The following is a 13,493-nucleotide window of genomic DNA, read 5'->3' on the forward strand; positions in this document are numbered from 1 at the left end:
CGGAGTGTCGGGGCCCCCCGTTTGCCACACTCATCGCGCTGTGGCTGATGAACCTTCATACCGTGTGACACATGAACCACACGCCACGCTTCCGCACCGTTGTCAGCTGCACCCTGCTGGTCGTGTCCCTCGGGGCGGGCGCGGCCGCGTGCGCCGGCAGCGACAGCAGCCCGCTCTCCGCCGACCCGTTCGACGCAGCCGACCAGATCTCCTTCCACGCCCCGGGCGGCACGTCGAAGGGCGACCTCGTCGGCCTCGACAAGCCGCTGGAGATCACCGCCAAGGGCGGTGACGGCCGCATCACCGACGTCACGGCCACCGACACGGCCGGCCACTACCTCAAGGGCGAACTGGCCGCCGACGGCTCCCGCTGGCACTCCACGGCGCCGCTGACCGCCGGCACCCACTACACCGTCAAGATCGCCACGGAGGACGACGACGGCGCCCCCGGCGCCCGTACGTACAGCTTCCAGACGGCGACAGCGCCCGGCAAGAAGCAGCTCAAGGTCACCTTCGGCCCCGACGCGGGGGAGTACGGCGTCGGCCAGCCGGTCACCGCCGTACTGAGCGCGCCGGTCAAGTCCAAGGCGGCCAGGGCCGTCGTCGAGCGCTCCCTGAAGGTCCGCTCCACCCCCGCGGTCGAAGGCGGCTGGCACTGGGTGGACGACAAGAACCTGCACTTCAGGCCCAAGGAGTACTGGCCGGCCCACGCGACGGTCACCGCCACCAGCACCCTGGAGGGCGTGAAGGTCGCCGACAAGCTGTACGGCGGCGCTGCCAAGCCGCTCAGGCTCACCACCGGCGACCGGCTCGAAGCCATCACCGACGCCGCCTCGCACACCATGACGGTGCTGCGCGACGGCAAGGAGATCAACAGCATCCCGGTGACCACGGGCAAGCCCGGCTTCGACACCCGCAACGGCGTCAAGGTCGTCCTGGGCAAGGAGGCGTTCGTCCAGATGCGCAGCAGCACCGTCGGCATCTCGGCGGGCAGCAGCGAGTCCTACGACCTGCCCGTCCACTGGGCGACCCGGCTCACCTGGAGCGGTGAGTACGTGCACGCGGCGCCCTGGTCGGTCGGCTCGCAGGGCTCGGCCAACGTCAGCCACGGCTGTGTCGGCATGTCGACCGACAACGCCGAGTGGTTCTTCAACACCGTCCGGCCCGGCGACATCGTGAAGGTCGTCAACAGCGACGGCCACACGATGGAATCTTTCGGGAACGGCTTCGGCGACTGGAACATGCCCTGGAACAAGTGGACCCAGGGCAGCGTGTTGCAGGCGTCGGCCGGCAGCGGGGCGGCCACCGCGGACGGTGCCACCGGCCCCGCCGACCCGGCCCGGCTGCGGCCCCAGCTCTGACCGCCGCCGTGCGCGAACAGGCCGTCAGGCGCCCACGGCGAGCCTGCGGCGCAGCAGGGAGGCCAGTGTGTCCGCGAAACCGACCGGTTCGACCGGGAGGGTCACCGCGGCCTCCGCGCGGCTCCAGGTGGCCAGCCAGGCGTCCTGGGGGCGGCCCATCAGCAGCAGCACGGGCGGGCAGTTGAAGATCTCGTCCTTGATCTGCCGGCAGACACCCATCCCGCCGGCGGGCACGGTCTCCCCGTCCAGCACACAGACGTCGATGCCGCCCTTGTCGAGTTCCTTGAGGACCGCGTGCAGAGTCGCGCACTCCAGGAACTTGACCGGGGGCACGTCCGCAGCGGGCCTGCGGCCCGCCGCCAGCCGCACCTGCTCGCGGGTGTTCGCGTTGTCGCTGTAGACCAGCACCGTGGCAGTCGGCTGCATTTTTCCTCCGTCACATCAGTACCGATGGGCGGATGCTACTCCGTCGGACAGCGTGTCAGCACGGGTTCTGCACGGGGAATGACAGCACTCCACTGGGCTGTTCGGGCAGGACACGGGCCATGGACACACCGAAGAGCACCCCCGGGAGTGAGGGCGGGATAAGCGACCGACATAATGTCGGTCGTGGCGACAGCAACGACAGTAGAAACCGGGCACGCGCACCCGTCGGTCAATCGGCCGAACCTCACCAGCGTCGGAACCATCATCTGGTTGAGTTCCGAGCTGATGTTCTTCGCGGCCCTCTTCGCGATGTACTTCACCCTTCGATCGGTGACGGGCGATACGCACTGGAAGGAAGTGGCGTCGAGCCTGAACGTTCCGTTCTCGGCTACGAACACCACGATCCTGGTGCTCTCCTCCCTCACCTGCCAGCTCGGCGTCTTCGCCGCCGAGCGGGGTGACGTGAAGAAGCTCCGCACCTGGTTCTCGATCACCTTCGTGATGGGCGCGATCTTCATCGGCGGTCAGATCTTCGAGTACACGGAGCTGGTCAAGAACGACGGCCTCTCGCTGTCGTCCGACCCGTACGGCTCGGTGTTCTACCTGACCACCGGCTTCCACGGGATGCACGTGACAGGGGGTCTCATCGCGTTCCTGTTCGTCCTCGGCAGGACGTACGCGGCGAAGAGATTCACCCATGAGCAGGCAACCGCCGCCATCGTCGTGTCCTACTACTGGCACTTCGTCGATGTCGTCTGGATCGGCCTTTTCGCCACGATCTATCTGATCAAGTAGCGGGCAGAGCGCCCGACGCGCTCGCACACAGTCCAGAAGCACCGACGCTGAAGATCCTGACACCGGGGTAATCCGTGAAAAAGCTCTCCGCACGACGACGCCATCCGCTGGCGGCGGTCGTCGTCCTACTCCTCGCGCTGGCGGCCACCGGGGGGCTGTATGCCGCGTTCGCGCCCGCTGACAAGGCCCAGGCCCAGGCGGGCTCCCAGTCCACCGCCAAGATCACCGAGGGCAAGAAGCTGTTCGCCGTCGGCTGCGCGAGCTGCCACGGAATGGGCGGTCAGGGCAGTTCCGACGGTCCCAGCCTGGTAGGCGTCGGCGCGTCCGCCGTGGACTTCCAGGTCGGCACCGGCCGGATGCCCGCCCAGCAGCCCGGTGCCCAGGTGCCGGCGAAGAAGGTCATCTACTCGCAGAAGGAGATCGACGCGCTCGCCGCGTACGTGGCCTCCCTCGGCGCCGGCCCGAGCGTGCCGACGTCCAAGGAGTACAGCCCCGCGGGCGCCGACATCGCCAAGGGCGGCGAACTGTTCCGTACGAACTGCACGCAGTGCCACAACTTCACCGGTGAGGGCGGCGCCCTGACACACGGGAAGGTCGCCCCCAACCTCGACGGTGTCGACCCCAAGCACATCTACGAGGCCATGCAGACCGGCCCGCAGAACATGCCGTCCTTCCCCGACACGACGATGCCCGAGCAGCAGAAGCAGGACATCATCGCGTACATCAAGTCGGTGAACGGCGCGGAGGCCGAGAGCCCCGGCGGCCTCTCGCTCGGTGGCCTCGGCCCCGTCAGTGAGGGACTGTTCGCCTGGATCTTCGGTCTGGGTGCGCTCATCGCAGGTGCCATCTGGGTTGCGGCCCACACCGCTAAGGCCAAGAAGTCATGAGTAGCCAAGAGATTCCAGAAGAGAACCTGCCGAGTGCGCAGGAGACCTCGCACAGCGAGGTGGTGACGGCGAAGGACCCCTTCGCCGACCCGGGCCTGCCGGCCCACCAACCGCGGGTACAGGACATCGACGAGCGGGCGGCCGACCGGTCCGAGCGCGTCGTCGCCTTCCTGTTCGTGCTGTCGATCCTGGCGACGGTCGGATTCATCGCGTGCTACGTGATCTTCCCGGTCGACAAGATCGAGTACATCTTCCCGTTCGGTCACGTCAGCATCCTGAACTTCTCGCTGGGCCTGACGCTGGGTGTCGCACTGCTGTGCATCGGCGCCGGCGCCGTCCACTGGGCCAGGACGCTGATGTCGGACGAGGAGATCGCCGACGACCGCCACCCGATCGAGGCGTCGCCCGAGGTCAAGGCGCAGGTCCTGCGGGACTTCGCGGCCGGCGCCCGGGAATCGGCCCTCGGCAGGCGCAAGCTGATCCGTACCACCATGTTCGGTGCGCTGGCCGTCGTGCCGCTCGCCGGTGTGGTGCTGCTGCGCGACCTCGGTCCGCTGCCCGAGAAGAAGTTCCGGGTCACGCTGTGGGCCAAGGGCAAGCAGCTCATCAACATGAACACGAATCTGCCGCTGCGCCCCGAGGACGTCGCCGTGGGCTCGCTGACCTTCGCCATGCCGGAGGGGCTCAGTGAGGACCAGGAAGAGTTCCAGAAGGAGATCGCCAAGGCGGCCCTGATGATCGTGCGGATCCAGCCGGACGAGATCAAGGACAAGCGCGAGCTCGAGTGGTCCCACGAGGGAATCGTGGCCTACTCGAAGATCTGCACCCACGTCGGCTGCCCGATCAGCCTGTACGAGCAGCAGACACACCACGTGCTCTGCCCGTGCCACCAGTCCACCTTCGACCTCGCCGACGGCGCGCGTGTGCTCTTCGGCCCGGCCGGCCACGCACTTCCGCAGCTGCGGATCGGCGTGAACAGCGAGGGCAACCTGCAAGCACTCGGCGACTTCGACGAGCCTGTCGGTCCTGCCTTCTGGGAGCGCGGATGAGTACTGCGACGGACGAGACGAACCGCACGGCGCCGGCGGGCGAGAAGATCGCCGACTGGGCCGACGGCAGGCTGGGGATCTACTCCCTCGCCAAGTCCAACATGCGCAAGATCTTCCCGGACCACTGGTCCTTCATGCTCGGGGAGATCTGCCTCTACAGCTTCATCATCATCATCCTCACGGGTGTGTATCTGACGCTGTTCTTCCACCCGTCGATGAACGAGGTGGTGTACCACGGCAGTTACGTCCCGCTGCAGGGCATCCGGATGTCGGAGGCGTTCAACTCGACGCTCCACATCAGCTTCGACGTCCGTGGCGGTCTGCTGATCCGGCAGATCCACCACTGGGCGGCGCTGATCTTCCTCGCCGGCATGTTCGTGCACATGATGCGCGTGTTCTTCACGGGCGCCTTCCGCAAGCCCCGTGAGATCAACTGGATGTTCGGCTTCCTGCTGTTCGTCCTCGGTATGTTCACCGGCTTCACCGGCTACTCCCTCCCGGACGACCTGCTCTCCGGCACCGGCGTCCGGTTCGTGGACGGCGCGATCCTCTCCGTCCCGATCGTCGGCTCGTACCTCTCGACGTTCATCTTCGGCGGGGAGTTCCCCGGCGGCGACTTCGTGGCCCGGTTCTACTCGGTCCACATCCTGCTGCTGCCCGGCATCATGCTCGGCCTGATCGTGGGTCACCTGATCCTGGTCGTCTACCACAAGCACACCCAGTACGCGGGCCCCGGCAAGTCCAACAAGAACGTCGTCGGCATGCCGCTGCTCCCCGTCTACATGGCCAAGGCCGGCGGGTTCTTCTTCCTGGTCTTCGGTGTCATCGCCATCGTCGCCGCGATCGCCTCGGTCAACCCGATCTGGGCCATCGGCCCCTACCGGCCCGACCAGGTCTCCACCGGCGCCCAGCCCGACTGGTACATGGGCATGCCGGAAGGCCTGATCCGAGCGATGCCAGGCTGGGAGATCAACTTCGCCGGACACACGCTCGTGCTGGGCGTGTTCATCCCGCTGCTGCTCCTGCCGCTGGTGCTCACCGCCATCGCCGTCTACCCGTTCATCGAGTCCTGGGTCACCGGCGACAAGCGCGAGCACCACATCCTGGACCGGCCGCGCAACGCCCCGACGCGTACCGCCTTCGGTGTCGCCTGGATCACCTGGTACATGATCCTGCTGGTCGGTGGTGGCAACGACCTCGTCGCCACGCACTTCCATCTGTCGATCAACACGATCACCTGGTTCATCCGGATCGCGTTCTTCGTCGCCCCGGTCCTGGTGTTCATCCTCACCAAGCGGATCTGCATCGGACTCCAGCGCAGGGACGCCGAGAAGGTGCTGCACGGACGCGAGTCCGGTGTCATCAAGCGGCTGCCGCACGGCGAGTTCGTCGAGGTGCACACGCCGCTCGCCCAGGGCGACCTGTACAAGCTCACGGCGCACGAGCAGTACACGCCGGACGAGATCGGCCCGACGACCGACGAGAACGGTGTCGAGCGCAAGGTCTCGCCCGTCGAGAAGGCCAGGGTCAAGCTCAGCAAGGGCTACTACGGCGAGGGGAACCAGATCCCCAAGCCGACGGCCGAGGAGTACAAGGAGATCACGAGCGGCCACGGCCACCACTGATCTCCGGCCTGACGGTCGCCACCACCGAGGGCCCCGGCCCGGCACCCCGCGAGGGGAGCCGGCCGGGGCCCTCGGTCGTGCCATCGGCGTATCTCACCGCCGGTGCGCGCCGATAGGCTTGCCGCCACGTCGGCCACGTCGCACCGGCCACGCGCCGGTCCCCAGACCCCCAGGAGCGAGCATGAGCGCTGTTACCCCCGTCGGAGGCGACACCGTGGCGGCCCGCACCTGGCCGGGCGTCCTCACCCCGCTCATGCGCGGCCAGGACCTGTCCGTGGAGGACACCGCCTGGGCGATGGACCAGATCATGAGCGGCGAGGCGACCGACGTGCAGATCGCCGGCTTCGCCGTGGCGCTGCGGGCGAAGGGCGAGACGGTCGAGGAGGTGTCGGGACTCGTCCGCAGCATGTACGAGCACGCCCGCACCATCGAAGTGCCGGGCCGTACCGTCGACATCGTCGGCACCGGCGGCGACATGGCGAAGACCGTCAACATCTCGACCATGGCGGCGATCGTCGTCGCGGGCACCGGCGCGAAGGTGGTCAAGCACGGCAGCCGCGCCTCGTCGTCGGCGAGCGGTGCCTCGGACGTGCTGGCGCAGCTCGGGGTCAATCTGGAGCTGTCGCCGGAGCGGGTGGTCGAGGTCGCCGAGGAGGCGGGCATCACCTTCTGCTTCGCGGTCAAGTTCCACCCCGCCCTGCGGCACGCGGCGACGGCGCGGGCCCAGCTCGGCACCCAGACCACGTTCAACATCCTCGGCCCGCTCACCAACCCGGCCCGGGTACGCGCCCAGGCGGTCGGTGTCGCCGACCTCCGGATGGCGCCGATCGTGGCCGGTGTGTTCGCCGAGCGCGGCCACTCGTCGCTGGTCTTCCGCGGCGACGACGGCCTCGACGAGCTGACCACGACGGCGACCTCCCGCGTCTGGCTGGTCCGGGAGGGCAAGGTCACCGAGGAGGCCTTCGACCCGCGCGACGTCGGCCTGGAACTCGTCCCCGTCGAGGCCCTGCGCGGCGCCGACGCCGCGTACAACGCCGGGGTGGCCCGCCGGATGCTGGCGGGCGAGGAGGGCCCCGTACGGGACGCGGTGCTGCTGAACGCGGCAGCCGCGCTGGTGGCCCTCGACCAGACGGGGGACCCACTCACGCTGCAGCTCTCGGCGGGTCTCGCGAGGGCGGCCGAGTCGGTCGACTCGGGCGCCGCGGGGCGCACGCTGGAGCGCTGGGTGGCGGCCTCACAGCGCGCCTAGGGTCTGTCGTTTGGACCGTCGTGTCCGGCCCGGTCTCAGCCCTGTCCGCAACGTGGAACGGGGTTGAGGCTGGGCGGCACCCTGTGCCAGACTTCTTCACAAGGTCATGAGTGACAGCGTTAAGGCCCCGGCTTGCTGTCCGGCAACCCTCCGTCCGTGGCGGGGTGCCCCGGGTGAAGACCAGGCCGTAGGCAGTGAGGTCTACGGCAAGCGCGGACCCCTCTCTGCTGTGGGGTCCTGGTCCCCAGGGAGTCTGGCATGTCCGTGTTTTCCGACGTCGTCACCACCACCGCCCCGCTGCCCGTCCTCGGACGTGATGTCAGCGTGCCGCTGGTCACCGGCGGCGAGGTCAGTTACGCGGCGCTCGACTACGCGGCCAGCGCGCCCGCGCTGCAGCGGGTGTGGGACGACATCGCCGCGTACGCGCCGTACTACGGCAGCGTGCACCGCGGCGCCGGCTACCTGTCGCAGCTCTCCACCGACCTGTTCGAGAACAGCCGCCGCACCGTCGCCGAGTTCCTCGGCTGCCGCGCCGACGACCAGGTCGTCTTCACCCGCTCCACCACCGACTCGCTGAACCTGCTCGCCGCCGTCGTGCCGGCCGGCTGTCAGGTCTTCGTCTTCGAGACCGAGCACCACGCCTCGCTGCTGCCGTGGCGCGCCTCCGCCGTGGCCGACGTGACGTACCTGGACGCGCCCAGGACCCCGGCCCAGGCCGTCGAGATCCTGGAGCGCGCGCTGGCCGCGCGCACCGGCGAAGGGCCCGCGCTGGTCTGTGCGACCGGGGCCTCGAACGTGACGGGCGAGCTGTGGCCCGTACGGGAACTGGCCGCGGCGGCGCACGCCCACGGTGCGCGGATCGTGCTCGACGCGGCGCAGCTCGCGCCGCACCACCCGGTGGACATCGCCGAACTGGACGTCGACTGGGTGGCCTTCTCCGGGCACAAGCTCTACGCGCCGTTCGGCTCCGGGGTGCTCGCGGGCCGCGCCGACTGGCTGCTGGCCGCCGAGCCGTATCTGGCGGGCGGCGGCGCCAGCCGTAAGGTCACGCGCCGCGACGACGGTGGGGTTGACGTCGACTGGCACACCAACTCGGCCCGGCACGAGGCGGGTTCGCCGAACGTCATCGGGGTGTACGCCATCGCGTCGGCCTGCAAGGCGCTCACCGAGGCCGGCTTCGACTCGCTGGTGGCCAGGGAGCAGGAGCTGGTCGGCCGGGTGCGGGCCGGGCTCGCCGAGGTGCCGGGAGTGAAGGTGCTGTCGCTGTTCGGGGACGACGCGCCGAGGGTGGGTGTCATCTCGTTCGTGGTCGAGGGGTGGAACAGCTCGCACTTCGCTGCGGCGCTCTCCGCCGAGTACGGCATCGGTGTGCGGGACGGTCTGTTCTGCGCGCACCCGCTGGTGCGGACGCTGCTGGACAGCGACCCGCAGGAGCCGGGCGAGTGCGGCGCCCCCGAGGCCGCGCCCGGCGAGCGCTCGCTGAACGCGATCCGGGTCAGCTTCGGCGCCGGCACCCCCGACGAGCACGTGGAGCGGTTCGTGGCGGCCGTGACAGAGCTGGTGCGCGACGGCGCGCGGTGGAGCTACCGCACCGAGGACGGCCGCTGCGTCCCGGACCGCGACGCCGCGTAAGGACCGAGGCGCGCGGGAACGCGCGGACTCAGGCGTCGAGGCCGATCGAGAAGGCCGCTTCCAGGTCGTGCTGGGAGTACGTACGGAAGGCCACGTGCGTGTCCGTGGCCTCGACGCCCTTGATCTTGCTGATGCTGCCGGGGATGACGTCCGCCAGGTCGTCGTGCTTGGCCACGCGCACCATGGCGATCAGGTCGTACGTCCCGGTCACCGAGAACACCTCGCTGACGCTGTCCAGCGACGCGATGGCCTCCGCGATCTCGGGGATCCGGTCCACGCTGGTCTTGATGAGCACGATCGCGGTGATCACGGTTGGCGTTCTCCCTCGGTGGCCCCGGTTTGGGCCCTCACTCTATCGGTACGCCAGTACCGCACCCAGGCGTAGAGGAACCCTCCGCCGAACCCCACGAGGTGCGCGAGATAGGCGACTGCGGGACCGTCCGGCGGGGTCTGTTGCTGTGCCACGTACTGCAGGGCGAACCAGAAGACCAGCACGATCCAGGCGGGGAAGCGCAGCGGCAGGAAGAAGAGGAACGGGAAGAGGCTGGTGACCCGCGCCTTGGGGAAGAGATAGAGGAAGGCGCCGAGCACACCGGCGATCGCGCCGGAGGCTCCGACCAGGGTCTCCTGCGACGAGGCGTTGGCGATCGCGTAGGCGGTCAGCGCGAGGTAGCCGATGACGAGGTAGAACACGGCGAACCGCAGCCGACCCATGCGTTCCTCGGCCATCGCGCCGAAGACGTAGAGGAACAGCATGTTGCCGAGCAGGTGCAGCCAGTTGCCGTGCACGAACAGGGCGGTGAGAGGGGTGAGCAGGGCGTGCGGCGACCCGGTCATCAGCTGGCTCGGGATGACGCCCCACCGCTCGAAGTACGCGCTCTGCGCCGCGAGCAGCGCGTCACCTCTGCCGTACACCGGATTGAAGCCGGACAGCGGACTGACCAGGAAGGCCAGACAGCACAGCCCGATCAGGGCGTAGGTCACCACAGGGCCGTCGTCCGTCGTCCGCCACCTTTTCACTGACAGAGCATGTCGTACCGGGGCGTACCGGTACAGAGTGCCTCGCCGGGGTTCGGGGTAGGCGGTGGGTAAGCGGAAGGCCGTAGGGTTACGCCACCGCGGGCAACCGTGGTGGCGGGCGACGAGAAGAGGACGGCACGATGGCGACGGTTCCCCAGCCGACTTCCGAGCAGCGGTGGCGTTGTGCCCTGTGCGGCAATCTCACCCGGTTCGACGTGACACGTACGTCGAAGGCCGTCGAGTACGTCCATCTGGACCTGGCAGGGGATCCGAAGGTCGAGGAGCGCGAGGTGGTCAGTGAGACCATCGAGTCCGTGCGGTGCCGTTGGTGCAACGCGGTGGATCAGATCGAGCTGGTGGACAGGCCGGGCGCCGGCTCCTGAGGGAGCCGCCCGAAAGGGGTAGTGGGGTGACGGATCGTGGAGCAGCCCGCAAGCGGTGCTGAGTCGGCCGGTGCGGCCGACGGTGACGCCGCCGAGGTGCTCGACCGCCCGCTGCCCGACGGGGTCAGGCGGCGGGTCGTCGCGCTGGTCTCGGACGCTTTCGGCGGGCTGACCGTCGCCGAGCTGCCCACCCAGCTGCGGCAGTACGCCCGTTTCACCCCGAACAGGCGGGCGAAGTTCGCCGGCAACGCGATGGCGGCGGCGCTGGAGAGTGACCCGCTGTTCCGCCAGCGTATCGGCGAGCGGCTGGGTGCGGCGCAGCCCGAACTGGCCGAGGCGCTGGAGGCGGGATCGCCGCCCGCGGCCGCCGATCCGGTCGATGTGGCCGCCGCCGCGTACGTACTCAGGCCCCCCGGATGGGTGAAGTTGGTGACCGCCGCGGGCGAGGAGGCCCTGCGGGCGGAAGCGGAACGCGCCGACGAGGAGGCCAGGCGCGAGCTGGAGCAGCTGCGGGACGATCTCGCCGCTGCCAGGGCCCAGACGAAGAGCGAGACGGAGCGGCTGCGCGCCGAGCTGGAGGCCGTACGCAAGGACGCGGAGTCGCTGCACCGCAAGCTGCGCAGCGCGCAGAGCGATGTGAAGCGCGGCGAGGCGGCGCTGCGCCGGGTCAACGCGGAGCTGGAGGGCGTCAGGTCGGAGAGCGCCGCCCAGGTGTCGGCGGCCGAGAGCGAGACCCGGCGGATCAGGGCGCGGCTCGCCGAGGCGGAGTCCGCCGTCGAGACCAGCAGGCGCGCGGCGCGCGAGGGCCGTTCGATCGAGGACATGCGGCTGCGGCTGCTGCTCGACACGGTGCTGGAGTCGGCCCAGGGGCTGCGCCGCGAGCTGGCGCTGCCGCCCGCGTCCGCGCGGCCCGCCGACACGGTCGACGCGGTCGAGCCGGGCCGGATGTCGCCGAAGGACGTGGCGGCGCGGGCGCTGTCCGACACGGACCCGGCGCTGCTCGACCAGCTGCTGGCGCTGCCGCAGGCGCATCTGCTCGTGGACGGCTACAACGTCACCAAGACCGGTTATCCGACGATGCCACTGGAGAAGCAGCGGCTGCGGCTGCTGGGCGGTCTCGCCATGCTCGCCGCACAGTCGGGCGCCGAGATGACGTGTGTCTTCGACGGCGCCGAACTGGCGGCTCCCGTGCTGCTCGCGCCGCCGCGCGGGGTGCGGGTGCTGTTCTCGAAGCCGGGGGTCACCGCGGACGAGCTGATCCGCCAGTTGGTCCGGGCGGAACCGCCGGGCCGGCCGGTCGTGGTGGTCTCCACGGACCGTGAGGTCGCCGACGGAGTGGCGAAGGCCGGCGCCCGGCCCGTCGCGTCCGCCTTGTTGCTGAAGCGGCTTTCGCGCGCCTGAGCAACTGTTGCGGCTAATGACCGAATTGATTGCTTCACGTCACAACATGGCGTCAAATAGTCATCACTGAACGTGTGCTGTACGTAAATTATGCCTTCGAGATCAAGATTTTTCTCGTGAGGATTTGAACTGATCACAAGAAGGTCACTAAGGTCAGGTCGAACCTTCGCGCGGTCGATCACCCATCCGGGGTGTCGGCGAAGGCACCGCCGAATCCACGCAGTTCAGCTCAAGCACGGGGGAGCCGAACATGTGGAGCCGGGACATGCGTCCCCCTTTGCCCGGTAGGCGGCTGAGGAAGAAGGAGCTCGCCTTCGTGGCGTCCCACCGTCGTCCCAAGCCTCCGAGCCGCACCCGTGTGACTGTGCTCACCGCCACTGCCGCCGCCGCCGTCGCGCTGACCTCCCAGGCCGCGCACGCCGACCCGAAGCCCACCACGAAGGACGTCAAGGCCAAGGTCGAGGGCCTGCGCCACGACGCCGAGGTGGCCACCGAGAAGTTCAACGGCGCCAAGGAGCAGCAGGACAAGCTCACCAAGCAGGTGAACTCCCTGCGCGACAAGGTCGCCCGCGGCCAGGACGAGCTCAACGACCTGCGCGACAACCTCGGTTCGATGGCGAGCGCCCAGTACCGCAGCGGTGGTATCGACCCCTCGGTGCAGCTCTTCCTCTCCTCGGACCCGGACACCTACCTGGACAAGGCGTCCACCATGGACCAGGTGAGCGCCAAGCAGGCCGAGGCGCTCCAGCAGATCCAGGCGAAGCAGCGCACGCTCGCCCAGGAGCGCAAGGAAGCCCAGGACAAGGTCAAGGACCTCGCGGACACCCGCAAGGAGCTCGGCCAGAAGAAGAAGGACGTCCAGGAGAAGCTGGCGGCGACGCAGCGGGTGCTCCTCACCCTCACCGCCCAGGAGCGCGCCTCGCTCGCCAACGACGAGAGCCGCGCCAACCGCGCCAGCAGCCGGGTCGACCTCGGCGCCTCCGTCCCCGCATCGCAGCGCGCCGCGGCCGCCTTCGCGGCGGCCCAGACCCGCATCGGCATGCCGTACGTCTACGGCGCGACGGGCCCCGGCTCGTTCGACTGCTCGGGACTCACCGGCTGGGCCTACGCCCAGGCCGGCGTCTCGCTGCCGCGTACCTCGCAGGCCCAGGGCGGCGCGGGCCCGCACCTCTCGGCGAGCCAGCTCCAGCGGGGTGACCTGGTCATCTTCAGCGGCGGCAGCCACATCGGTCTGTACGCCGGCAACGGCCAGGTGCTGCACGCCCCCCACCCGGGCGCGAACGTGCGCTACGAAGCCATGAGCAACATGCCGTTCAACTACGGCGTGCGCGTCGGCTAAGCCGCTCACCCGCCGCTGACACCCGCCCATTCGGGCGAAATTACGCGTCTTCCGCTGACGCCGCGCCCCGCCGATGACCTGTTGGTCTCCGGCGGGGCGTCACTTTGTATGCCCGGTGGGGTCGTTGGCCGTCCCGTGTCCGCCCGGCTACTGTCTGCATCCGCGCGGCAGGTGCCGCGCGGAGCGCGCCCGGTGCGTACGGCGCGCACAGCGGAAGGAAGTGCGGCTCTCTCGTGGTCTCCCATCGGCGTCCCTCACATTCCGGCCTGGTCCTGACCACACGCGTGACGGTCCTGTCGGCCGCGGCGGCGACGGCCGCCGCCGCA

General features: G+C 69.3%; 13 protein-coding genes and 1 riboswitch. Of the genes, 10 read left to right on the top strand and 3 right to left on the bottom strand.

Features of this window, described 5'->3' with window-relative positions; translation table 11 throughout:
- Positions 1-71 precede the first annotated feature (71 nt).
- Complete coding sequence (locus HY68_RS19430; protein WP_041990586.1) at positions 72-1,361, top strand: Ig-like domain-containing protein; 1,290 nt, start codon at positions 72-74, stop codon at positions 1,359-1,361.
- 24 nt (positions 1,362-1,385) lie between these two features.
- Here the strand turns inward: HY68_RS19430 and HY68_RS19435 are convergent, their stop codons facing one another.
- On the bottom strand, positions 1,386-1,787 hold the full coding sequence (locus tag HY68_RS19435; protein WP_041990588.1) for a hypothetical protein: 402 nt from the start codon (positions 1,785-1,787) through the stop codon (positions 1,386-1,388).
- A gap of 174 nt (positions 1,788-1,961) precedes the next feature.
- On the opposite strand from HY68_RS19435, the gene HY68_RS19440 reads away from it, so the two are divergent.
- The 6 genes from HY68_RS19440 to HY68_RS19465 all read left to right on the top strand — a co-directional run bounded on the left by HY68_RS19440 (position 1,962) and on the right by HY68_RS19465 (position 9,024).
- Positions 1,962-2,582 carry a heme-copper oxidase subunit III gene (locus HY68_RS19440; RefSeq protein ID WP_041990590.1) on the top strand — a complete coding sequence of 207 codons (621 nt, stop codon included), beginning with the start codon at positions 1,962-1,964 and terminating at the stop codon, positions 2,580-2,582.
- 74 nt (positions 2,583-2,656) lie between these two features.
- Positions 2,657-3,469 (top strand): c-type cytochrome, encoded by an 813-nt coding sequence (locus tag HY68_RS19445; protein WP_041990592.1) that lies wholly within the window; start codon positions 2,657-2,659, stop codon positions 3,467-3,469.
- On the top strand, positions 3,466-4,518 hold the full coding sequence (locus tag HY68_RS19450; protein WP_041990594.1) for a Rieske 2Fe-2S domain-containing protein: 1,053 nt from the start codon (positions 3,466-3,468) through the stop codon (positions 4,516-4,518). The genes HY68_RS19445 and HY68_RS19450 overlap by 4 nt, the downstream gene beginning before the upstream one ends.
- Entirely contained in the window at positions 4,515-6,143 is a 1,629-nt protein-coding gene (locus HY68_RS19455) for a cytochrome bc complex cytochrome b subunit (RefSeq protein WP_041990596.1), read from the top strand. Before HY68_RS19450 ends, HY68_RS19455 begins: the two co-directional genes overlap by 4 nt.
- Before the next feature lie 181 nt (positions 6,144-6,324).
- Positions 6,325-7,392: an anthranilate phosphoribosyltransferase gene (trpD, locus tag HY68_RS19460; protein ID WP_041990599.1), complete on the top strand. Its 1,068-nt coding sequence runs from the start codon at positions 6,325-6,327 to the stop codon at positions 7,390-7,392.
- A gap of 102 nt (positions 7,393-7,494) precedes the next feature.
- A riboswitch (SAM riboswitch) is annotated at positions 7,495-7,611 on the top strand.
- A 39-nt stretch (positions 7,612-7,650) separates the two neighbouring features.
- The gene (locus HY68_RS19465; RefSeq protein ID WP_041990600.1) at positions 7,651-9,024 is read left to right on the top strand and encodes an aminotransferase class V-fold PLP-dependent enzyme; all 1,374 of its coding nucleotides are present in this window, start codon (positions 7,651-7,653) and stop codon (positions 9,022-9,024) included.
- A gap of 28 nt (positions 9,025-9,052) precedes the next feature.
- On the opposite strand, the gene HY68_RS19470 is transcribed toward HY68_RS19465, so the two are convergent.
- Entirely contained in the window at positions 9,053-9,334 is a 282-nt protein-coding gene (locus HY68_RS19470; protein WP_041990602.1) for an Lrp/AsnC ligand binding domain-containing protein, read from the bottom strand.
- Complete coding sequence (locus tag HY68_RS19475) at positions 9,331-10,044, bottom strand: rhomboid family intramembrane serine protease (RefSeq protein WP_241778617.1); 714 nt, start codon at positions 10,042-10,044, stop codon at positions 9,331-9,333. The genes HY68_RS19470 and HY68_RS19475 overlap by 4 nt, the downstream gene beginning before the upstream one ends.
- Before the next feature lie 140 nt (positions 10,045-10,184).
- Between HY68_RS19475 and HY68_RS19480 the strand changes: the two genes are divergently transcribed.
- The 3 genes from HY68_RS19480 to HY68_RS19490 all read left to right on the top strand — a co-directional run bounded on the left by HY68_RS19480 (position 10,185) and on the right by HY68_RS19490 (position 13,167).
- The gene (locus HY68_RS19480; protein WP_041990606.1) at positions 10,185-10,427 is read left to right on the top strand and encodes a hypothetical protein; all 243 of its coding nucleotides are present in this window, start codon (positions 10,185-10,187) and stop codon (positions 10,425-10,427) included.
- A 36-nt stretch (positions 10,428-10,463) separates the two neighbouring features.
- Complete coding sequence (locus HY68_RS19485; RefSeq protein ID WP_041990608.1) at positions 10,464-11,828, top strand: NYN domain-containing protein; 1,365 nt, start codon at positions 10,464-10,466, stop codon at positions 11,826-11,828.
- Positions 11,829-12,144: 316 nt separating this feature from the next.
- Entirely contained in the window at positions 12,145-13,167 is a 1,023-nt protein-coding gene (locus tag HY68_RS19490; RefSeq protein WP_041990610.1) for a C40 family peptidase, read from the top strand.
- Positions 13,168-13,493: the final 326 nt, after the last annotated feature.

It is taken from the genome of Streptomyces sp. AcH 505, assembly GCF_000818175.1.
Taxonomy (GTDB): domain Bacteria; phylum Actinomycetota; class Actinomycetes; order Streptomycetales; family Streptomycetaceae; genus Streptomyces.

Bases quoted from the DNA above. Each gene is read 5' to 3' on its own strand.
- HY68_RS19430 (WP_041990586.1), top strand. From the start codon at position 72: ATGAACCACACGCCACGCTTCCGCACCGTTGTCAGCTGCACCCTGCTG.
- HY68_RS19440 (WP_041990590.1), top strand. From the start codon at position 1,962: ATGTCGGTCGTGGCGACAGCAACGACAGTAGAAACCGGGCACGCGCAC.
- HY68_RS19435 (WP_041990588.1), bottom strand. From the start codon at position 1,787: ATGCAGCCGACTGCCACGGTGCTGGTCTACAGCGACAACGCGAACACC.
- HY68_RS19455 (WP_041990596.1), top strand. From the start codon at position 4,515: ATGAGTACTGCGACGGACGAGACGAACCGCACGGCGCCGGCGGGCGAG.
- HY68_RS19480 (WP_041990606.1), top strand. From the start codon at position 10,185: ATGGCGACGGTTCCCCAGCCGACTTCCGAGCAGCGGTGGCGTTGTGCC.
- trpD (WP_041990599.1), top strand. From the start codon at position 6,325: ATGAGCGCTGTTACCCCCGTCGGAGGCGACACCGTGGCGGCCCGCACC.
- HY68_RS19465 (WP_041990600.1), top strand. From the start codon at position 7,651: ATGTCCGTGTTTTCCGACGTCGTCACCACCACCGCCCCGCTGCCCGTC.
- HY68_RS19450 (WP_041990594.1), top strand. From the start codon at position 3,466: ATGAGTAGCCAAGAGATTCCAGAAGAGAACCTGCCGAGTGCGCAGGAG.